The sequence below is a fragment of the Marinagarivorans sp. genome (assembly GCF_982758155.1).
The window spans coordinates 1-9,065 of sequence record NZ_CEXWTU010000204.1; the positions used below are offsets into that span (position 1 = coordinate 1).

At 46.4% G+C, this 9,065-nt stretch carries 6 protein-coding genes; 4 read left to right on the forward strand and 2 right to left on the reverse strand.

Going from position 1 to position 9,065, the window contains the following annotated elements; translation table 11 throughout:
• Window positions 1–2,075: PAS domain-containing protein (locus AC3A8L_RS17050; RefSeq protein WP_487963477.1), on the forward strand; the 2,075-nt coding region annotated here is incomplete at its 5' end.
• 187 nt (window positions 2,076–2,262) lie between these two features.
• The gene (locus AC3A8L_RS17055) at window positions 2,263–2,673 is read left to right on the forward strand and encodes a response regulator (RefSeq protein ID WP_487963478.1); all 411 of its coding nucleotides are present in this window, start codon (window positions 2,263–2,265) and stop codon (window positions 2,671–2,673) included.
• Between the two features lie 154 nt (window positions 2,674–2,827).
• On the opposite strand, the gene AC3A8L_RS17060 is transcribed toward AC3A8L_RS17055, so the two are convergent.
• The gene (locus tag AC3A8L_RS17060; RefSeq protein WP_487963479.1) at window positions 2,828–4,024 is read right to left on the reverse strand and encodes a hypothetical protein; all 1,197 of its coding nucleotides are present in this window, start codon (window positions 4,022–4,024) and stop codon (window positions 2,828–2,830) included.
• 418 nt (window positions 4,025–4,442) lie between these two features.
• Here AC3A8L_RS17060 and AC3A8L_RS17065 point away from each other — a divergent pair, with 418 nt between their 5' ends.
• Window positions 4,443–5,498 (forward strand): efflux RND transporter periplasmic adaptor subunit, encoded by a 1,056-nt coding sequence (locus AC3A8L_RS17065; protein ID WP_487963480.1) that lies wholly within the window; start codon window positions 4,443–4,445, stop codon window positions 5,496–5,498.
• Window positions 5,495–8,599 (forward strand): efflux RND transporter permease subunit, encoded by a 3,105-nt coding sequence (locus AC3A8L_RS17070; protein ID WP_487963481.1) that lies wholly within the window; start codon window positions 5,495–5,497, stop codon window positions 8,597–8,599. Before AC3A8L_RS17065 ends, AC3A8L_RS17070 begins: the two co-directional genes overlap by 4 nt.
• 10 nt (window positions 8,600–8,609) lie before the next feature.
• Here the strand turns inward: AC3A8L_RS17070 and AC3A8L_RS17075 are convergent.
• Window positions 8,610–9,065: response regulator (locus AC3A8L_RS17075; RefSeq protein WP_487963482.1), on the reverse strand; the 456-nt coding region annotated here is incomplete at its 5' end.

Consider the following 9,065-nt stretch of genomic DNA (forward strand, 5'->3'; position numbering starts at 1 on the left):
GGCGCTACGGTGTCAATTATCTCGTTGTGAGTCCAGTAAGGAATCTCGTCGCCACCAGCGGAAAAATTGCTGCCGGCGACCGCCGTAGCCGCGCCGACTTATCAGCAAGTTCCCCCGAGATATGGCAACTGTCAAAACAATTTAACCAAATGCTAGATGCGCTGGCCGAATCCGATTTACAGCGCGAACGTTTGCGCGAAGTCGTAGAGCAAACCAGTGACTTGGTGTACATTTCAGCACCGGATGGGACGCTAAATTATCTTAATTATGCGGCTCAGCAAGCGCTATCAGTTCGACACGATGAAAACCTTTCGTTAATCGAGGATAACCAGCGTTTGTATGCCCACGGCATCTGGACGGCACTGCAAGATAAGACTTTCATATCCCGCACGGGCCCAGAAATCTTTGATCTGAAAGGCCCGAACGGCGACAGCACACCCTACTCTCAAATATTATTTCCGCTGCGAGGCGCTGACGGCCATGACGATGGCGTTGCCGTGATTTCTCGTGATATTTCCGAACACAGAAAAAATGAAGAAGAAGCCAGATTGGCCGCAGACAGATTTGAAGCGCTCGGTAATTCATTCCCTGGGGGGATTGCCTATCACGATACAGATGAACGCTGCGTCTTCATCAATTCTAATTACGCAACGTGGGTAGGCGATACTCCACAAAATCTCATCGGCGCTGGTATATGTGAATTGGTGAATAGCGAAATGTATTTGCAAATAAAACCTTATTTAGACCGGGTTTTGCAGGGTGAACACGTTGTTTTCGAAAGAACATTCTCCCTTGAACCTTTAGGTGAACGCCAGGTTCAGGTTTCCTATCTACCGGACTTTAACACCAAAGGCGAGCTACAAGGTTTCTTCGCACTGGCTGCAGATATCACAGAGATGAGAAAGACCGAGCAAGCCCTGCGCCTATCCCAAAAAATGGATGTGGTCGGGCAGCTCACCAGTGGGATCTCTCATGATTTCAACAACATCCTGGCGATAATCCTTGGCAATGTTGAGTTGCTAGAGCGGCAGCTTAGCGATAATGAAAAAGCCGCGCAGATGCTAGCCGTGATTCAGAAATCAGCTCACCGCGCAGCAGTTCTCACGGGGAAATTACTCAAGTTTGCGCGTACAGACGCTCAAGAATCCACCATTACAAACCTCAACGAACTTATCATCGAAACTGAAATTTTGATTGCTCGAACTGTTACTCCTGCAGTGAAGATAGTACGTACATTTGCCAACGATTTATGGCCAGTATTTATTAACCCTGGTGATCTCGAGGATTCACTGATTAATTTGGTGGTCAATGCACGAGACGCAATGCCGAATGGCGGCATCCTCACGCTGGAGGCCCGCAACAGCATTCTTGACCAGGACTACTGCAACCACAATATTGGCGCAGAGCCTGGCGAGTATGCAGAAATAGCGGTCAGTGATAATGGCACGGGTATCGCCCGAGAGTTTTTGGAGCGCGTGTATGAACCCTTTTTTACCACCAAGACGCATGGCAAAGGTACCGGATTAGGGCTTGCTATGGTGTATGGTTTTGTCAAACGATCAGGCGGTCACGTAAAAGTCTATTCAGAGCTTGGGATTGGCACCACCTTTAGGGTTTATCTACCGCGTGCGCATGCGAACGTCATTTCTGCCGAAACGAATAATCAGCATATCGAAACACTGCCTGCGGGCTCTGAAACACTTCTGGTGGTGGACGACGAGGAACAATTACGGGAGCTCGCCAAAATAAAGTTGGAAGAGTTAGGCTACCGAGTATTTACCGCTTGCGACGGCGATCAAGCCTTGTCGATCCTGGCCAGTGAACCGTCTATTGAATTGCTATTCAGTGACGTGGTTATGCCCGGCGGAATCAACGGCTATCAACTCGCTGAACGAGCCGTTGCAGAAAAACCAAAGCTCAAAGTATTGCTCACATCCGGGTACACAGAAAGGGCTGTTGCACATAATGGCCAAGCTAAGTTCAACAAACACATATTGAGCAAACCTTACACGCGTGACGAATTAGCACAAGAGATACGGCGCACACTCGAAGATGGCTCACAGAAGGCAACATAACAGGGTAAACCTAGTGGGATGTTGCACTAGGTTTACCGCACTGGGTAGGTTATGAATTACCTTCTGCTCAGCCTAAGGGTCTTCGCCGGCAGCATGACTCATTAGTGCTACACTTTTAGTCAGGAGCATAACTGCGCCTACTGACTCTTGAGCCACCCATTGAACTCTTTTTAAAAAGATTAGCAATATGAGCAAACCGCAACTACTCATTGTTGATGATGAACCTGACATGGCTAAATTTTTAAGCGATGTGGCCGAAGGCATGGGTTTTGACGTGAAGATTGCAACGAGCGCAAAAGAATTTCAAGATATATATAGCGCAACCACACCCGCAGGCATTCTGATGGATATTGTAATGCCCGAAATGGATGGGAATGAACTTCTAGAGTGGCTAGCCCTGCAAAACAAATATACACCCGTTATATTAATGAGTGGCTATGATGGAGAATATCTTCAAACTGCAGCCACACTCGCGGAAGCTAGAGGCGCTATTATCATAGCCGGCCTCGCTAAACCTATCCGAATAATTGATTTGGAACCCCTGTTGAAAGATATTTATAATTCCGTGAGTCGAAAAAAGGAGGGCGTTGACGAATAGGATGTATTTGACTTTTGAATGGGCATAGGAAGGAATGCCTCCATTTCATGAGCGCGCTCTTTTCACCAGAATCAACAACGTCACGCTGGGATAACCATAAAAAAATCCGCCTTTGCGGCGGATTTAAAAGATAAAACTGATGAATGAATAAATACTAGCGCTCTCTATTGACCCCCATTAAACCTTTAAGTCCCACCATCAAAGATAATAAGCTCAGAAGAACCAAACTCAACAGCCCCATGCTTCCCCCTGTGGGGCTATCAGTAGAGGTTGTCATATTACTCACACTAGACTCCCCGCCAGCATTGGGCTGAATATTAACTTTCATTGTTTGTGTATCACTAAAAGGAGGGTTGCCATTATCGGTGACCGTTAAGGAGACCGTGTAATCACCAGGCATTAAGTCACTCGGGTCAAATTCCAGCATGGCATCATCGGTATGTAAATCCACCAGCCGATAATCTGTCATGCTCCAGTCTAATGTGTGGAAATCTTCTGCATCAAAATCGTGAATCGCCGCTTGAATATAAACATTACCCGCATCGGAAAATACTTGCGAGGTAATCACATCATTTTGCATAACGGTTAAGGTAACGTCGGGTTCGCTATTGCCTAAGTCTGTTGTACTCGCCAATAAAGCGGTGCCTGCAGAGTAGTTCAAACTTGCATCAGCGGTGAATATTTTATAATGATAATCCGTATTACGCGTTAACCCCGAAACAACCGTATTACTCCCTGCCCCCGCATATACGACAACAGCATTACCCCATTGATCCCCCGCGTTATAACTCACGGTATCGTTCGGTGCCGACATCACATCAATCGCCGACTGTAAAATGATCGCCCTGTAAAAATCTTCGCTGGGATTATTCCAGCTTAATTCAATACTTTTGTCGGCGACAGCCGCGAAAAAATCAGAAGCTTCAACAGGTGGCTCCGTATCAATACTATCGGGTTCATGTAGCCCGCTCGCGGTTAATTGAATATCAGCGCACGACTGATAACCCGACTCCCAGACTCTTAATGTGCAATCTTTACACTCAACATCAGGTAGCCTAATGGTTGCATTATTAAAACCCGCAACCGCAGCCGTTTCAAATAAGAGGTTGTCTTCAAACCCTAGATCTTTTTCAGGCGAGAATTCAATCCGTACGGTATTACCATGCTTAACCGCCACATTATAAGTCACCGAAATGCGCGCACCGGACTTAAAAACAGCCGGTGAATCACCTCGAGTACCGCAGTTTCTGGGCTGAACATTGCCGTTAGCATCCCAATAGATATGAGAGTGGGCATGCACAGCCGGCATGAGCAACGCTCCGGTGATTAGTGTCTTTTTTATCATTGTCATATTGCATAACCCTTAGTCATTACTGGCTCCGCACACAAATTGCCCGCTAGCACTTGTACCCTATAGTCATCTCAGGATGCGAGTGCGCCGATAAGTTGGTGCCACCTACCTAGAACACTTCAGATCAAAAACTCCTCATACATCCCCTGAGAATAAGCCGCCTTCATAGAATAAAATGTCAAATAGCGCTACTGCTCACCCGCAAGAAAGCTGCTGGCGGGGCGAGGGTGCATGTATTTAATCGCCAATTTGCCTCAACCATTATGCCGGTCGGTCACGTATAGTGCCCTGCAGGCTAAGGGTCGTGCACTAAAGGTATAAGCCGCGCATGCGGCGAGTAAGAGCCGAGAAAACAACCAGGGAACCCTTATCGTACAGGGGATTCCCAATAAGCTAATTTTTCATTCTTGGGGGATGTATGCGTACCATTGGATTCTTTGTGTTGGTTATTGCTTTAGCGGCCGTAGGTTGGCGCTATTACAGCTCTAGTGATGCAGGACAACGGCAAAATCGAGCACCGGGTGTAGTGCTTTACGTTGTCACGGAGCAAACCATGACACAAAGCCTACAAGCCATTGGCACTACACAGTCCCTTGAGTCGATCGAGCTAACCAGCACCATTACCGAACGCGTGACGGCACTCCCGATGCAAGAAGGGCAATTCGTTAAGCAAGGTACTGCGTTAGTTGAGCTAGAAAAAGCCGAAGAGCTAGCACTGCTAAAGGGGGCTCAGATTGAGCTAACCGAGCAACTGCGAGAATACGCGCGGATTGAAGACCTTGTACGACAAAAATCAATTCCATCCTCTGAACTTGATAGCCGACAGTCATCAATTGAGCTCGCGCGGGCACGCATTGCCGAAGTCAATGCGCGTTTGGCAGAACGTCAATTACTCGCACCTTTTGATGGTGTACTTGGATTACGCAATCTCAGCGTGGGAGCACTAGCGCGGCCTGGCGACATTATTACCACGCTTGATGCTATCGAAAATTTATATATTAATTTTGATGTTCCAGAAAAGCATTTACGCTTGATGACGCCAGGAAAAACCGTAAGCGCACACAGCGCAGCCTACCCCAATGAAGGTTTTACCGGTGTGATAGAAACTCTCGACTCTCGAGTAGACCCCATTAGTCGCAGTATTAGAGTACGCGCCACGCTCGCTAACGGTGAGCATAAGCTACTCCCAGGAATGCTGTTAACACTCGATATTATCAACCAACAGAGACAGGCATTATTGGTCCCCGAGGAAGCTGTTTTTATGCGTGGCGACCAACACTTTGTTTATACCGTGGATGAAAACAACATCGCTAACGAAACGGCCATCACCATTGGTGAGCGACAAAAAGGCCAAGTAGAAATTATAGAAGGGCTCAATAGTGGCTCCAATATTGTTTTACAAGGGCTACTAAAAGTAAAACCCGGTATAGAGGTCGCGCCGCAAGTAGAAGAGTGGCGGAGTAAAGCCGCATGATCATCACAGATATATCCGTTAAACGCCCTGTTTTTGCCTCCGTTATTAGCCTATTAATCTTAGCCTTTGGCTTGGTCGCTTTCGATCGCTTACCCTTGCGGGAATACCCCGATATCGATGCCCCCGTTATTACCGTTGATACGACCTATCGCGGAGCGGCAGCAGCGGTCGTCGAACGTAGAATTACTAAGGTTATCGAAGATAGAATTTCCGGTATTGAAGGCATTAAAAATATTGTCTCACGCAGCCAAGATGGCCGCTCAAGAGTGAGCATTGAATTTAATATTAACCGCGATATCGATGGCGCGGCTAACGATGTACGTGACCGGGTTGCGCGGGTACTCGAAAATTTACCGGCTGATGTCGACCCCCCAGAAGTCTCCAAAGCGGGCGCCGATGACGACACAATCATGTGGTTTAACTTGGTAAGCGACCGCATGAATTTACTGGAACTTACCGACTATGCCAATCGCTACCTTATCGATCGATTTAGCGTCTTAGATGGCGTTGCACGGGTACGTATTGGTGGCGGATTAGATTATGCCTTACGCATATGGTTGGATCGCAACGCCTTGGCGGCACGTAATTTAACCGTAACCGATGTAGAACAAGCACTACGCCGAGAAAACATAGAGCTACCCGCTGGCAGCGTAGAGTCCGAACAGCGCCAATTCACGGTAAGATTAGAGCGCGCTTATCGCACGCCAGAACAAATGTCTGAAATCGTCATAACCAAAAACAATAATTACCTTGTGCGCTTAGGTGATGTTGCACGCATTGAGCTCGGCGCAGAGGAACACCGTAAATCATTTAGAGGAAATGGCGTACCCATGGTAGGCGTGGGCATTACCAAGCAGTCGACAGCCAATACTTTAGATGTTGCACGCGCGGCACGCGCACTACTCGACGATGTTAACGAAGATCTTCCTCAGGGCACCCAGTTATTGCGCAGTTACGATAGCTCAGTATTTATTGAGCAATCGATTAAAGAAGTTTATCAAACACTCTTCATTGCCATGACCTTAGTGATTATTGTCATATTCCTGTTCCTTGGTGACGTGAGAGCAACCTTAATTCCAGCCGTCACAGTTCCCGTTTCGCTAATGGGGACGTTTATTGTTTTATTTATGCTGGGCTTCACCATTAACTTACTGACCTTACTCGCGATGATTTTAGCGATTGGAATGGTCGTTGATGATGCCATCGTAATGCTCGAAAATATTCACCGCCGCATTGCCGAAGGCGAAACTCCGCTAGTGGCTGCCTTCTTAGGAGCAAGGCAGGTTTCTTTTGCGGTTATTGCTACAACCGCGGTTTTGATATCGGTTTTTTTACCGATCACTTTTTTAGAAGGTGACCTAGGTAAACTCTTTACAGAATTTGCTGTTGCCATGTCTGCGGCTGTTGCTTTTTCATCGATTATTGCTTTATCGCTATCACCGATGATGTGTTCAAAATTACTCAAACCACAGCATAAACCTAGCCGTGTAACAATGATTGTCGATAAAGTATTAAGCAGTCTACGTCATCAATACCAAGCGTTTTTAACACGCAGCATTAAAAAACCTATTATGACAATAGTGACGTTAGTCTTATCTCTGGGCGCTTGCTTTTGGCTGTTTAAACATGTGCCAAGTGAGTTCACTCCCAAAGAAGATCGTGGTGCATTTTTTGTTATGGTATCGGCACCAGAAGGTTCTAGTTTTAAATACTCAAAAGAATATATGGATGAAATAGAAAAACGTTTAATGCCAATGGTCGATTCTGGCGAAGTGAAACGCTTACTGATTCGCACACCGCGAAGTTTTGGCAGCACCGCCGATTATTCCGGCGGCTTTGTGATTATTGTTTTAGAAGACTGGGCCGATCGACGCTCCGCATTTACCATCATGGGCGATGTGCGTAAACGGCTTGGCGACTTAGCCGGTGTACGCGCCTTCCCTGTAATGCGACAGGCACTTGGGCGGGGCTTTGGTAAACCGGTGCAACTGGTTATTGGCGGCAGTAATTATGAAGAACTCGCGGCCTGGCGGGATATCATGATTAAAGAAGCCAGCAACAATCCTCGACTTATCGGCCTAGACCACGATTTTAAAGAAACAAAACCACAAGTATTGGTCAATATCGATACTCAACGAGCAGCCGACTTAGGCGTAAGCGCACAAGAAATTGGCAATACCCTATCCACAATACAAGGGTCACGCCGTGTAACGACCTATTTAGATAGGGGGGAAGAATACGACGTTATTATTGAAGGGGAACGCACGCAGCAAAACACCCCCATGGATATGGCCAACATCTATGTACGCAGCCGAAATACTGACAAGTTAATTCCCCTTGATAGTGTTGTTAATATTAAAGAAGGAGCCGACGCCAATTCGCTCAACCGATACAACCGCATGCGCGCAATTACGCTAGAAGCCAATCTCGCCGAAGGCTACACCCTGGGTGAAGCAATTACTTATTTAGAAGCGTTAGCCAAACAGTACCTTCCGGCAGAAGCGGTCATCAGCTTTAAAGGGCAATCTCAAGACTTAAGAGATAGCGGACAATCAATCTATTTTATTTTTGCTCTCGCGCTAATCGTCGTATTTTTGGTGTTAGCCGCGCAATTTGAAAGCTACATTCACCCCTTTATCATTATGCTTACAGTACCGCTTGCGATTATGGGTGCACTGATTGGTCTATATGTATTTGGGCAATCGCTGAATATTTATTCGCAAATTGGCATTATTATGTTGGTTGGCTTGGCAGCTAAGAATGGCATTCTCATTGTTGAATTTACAAATCAGCTACGCGATAAAGGGATAGCCTTTGACGAAGCTATTATTACTTCGGCGGGGCAGCGTTTGCGCCCTATTATTATGACGGCGATTACTACAGCATTTGGGGCATTGCCACTGGTAATGTCTTCTGGAGCTGGAGCAGAAACGCGCACCGTTATTGGGATCGTTGTATTAACCGGAATTATTGCAGCGACTTTTTTCACCCTAACGATAGTGCCGATTATGTATCACTTACTGGCAAAGCATACTAGTTCACCAAAACAACTCGAAATACGGCTAGAGCAAGAGATGAAAAAATCCTCGGTAAAAGATTAATCGCAAGGATTCAATAAATCTCTAGAACACTGCGAATTTTCTTTTTATCCAGCGGTTTCGGCAGGTGCCCTGTTGCACCTGCCGCCAAGCATAACGACTTATGCTCAACATCTATATTGCTTGTGACCATATAGATAGGCTTAATAAAGCCCCCTTCTCGTAATTTTTGCGTCGCCTCCAGCCCCCCCATAACCGGCATTTCCATGTCCATAAAAATAAGATCAACCGCGGCACTCTCTACTTTTAGTAAAGCCTCTTCACCATTTTTCGCCTGAAGTACCGTCAGGGTTTCGCTGTAACTTTTTATTTGCCGAATCAAAATCATAGAGTTAATTTCATCATCATCCACCACTAAAATATTTTTGAGTTTCGATGAAGCCGGCTTCAGCACATGTGTTAGTAATAAGTATAATTTCTCCCTATCTATGGGCTTTTCAACCACATCGATAAAGCCTGACTGAAAGTA

Coding starts and splice junctions, on each gene's coding strand:
- AC3A8L_RS17055 (WP_487963478.1), top strand. CDS start 2,263: ATGAGCAAACCGCAACTACTCATTGTTGATGATGAACCTGACATGGCT.
- AC3A8L_RS17060 (WP_487963479.1), bottom strand. CDS start 4,024: ATGACAATGATAAAAAAGACACTAATCACCGGAGCGTTGCTCATGCCG.
- AC3A8L_RS17065 (WP_487963480.1), top strand. CDS start 4,443: ATGCGTACCATTGGATTCTTTGTGTTGGTTATTGCTTTAGCGGCCGTA.
- AC3A8L_RS17070 (WP_487963481.1), top strand. CDS start 5,495: ATGATCATCACAGATATATCCGTTAAACGCCCTGTTTTTGCCTCCGTT.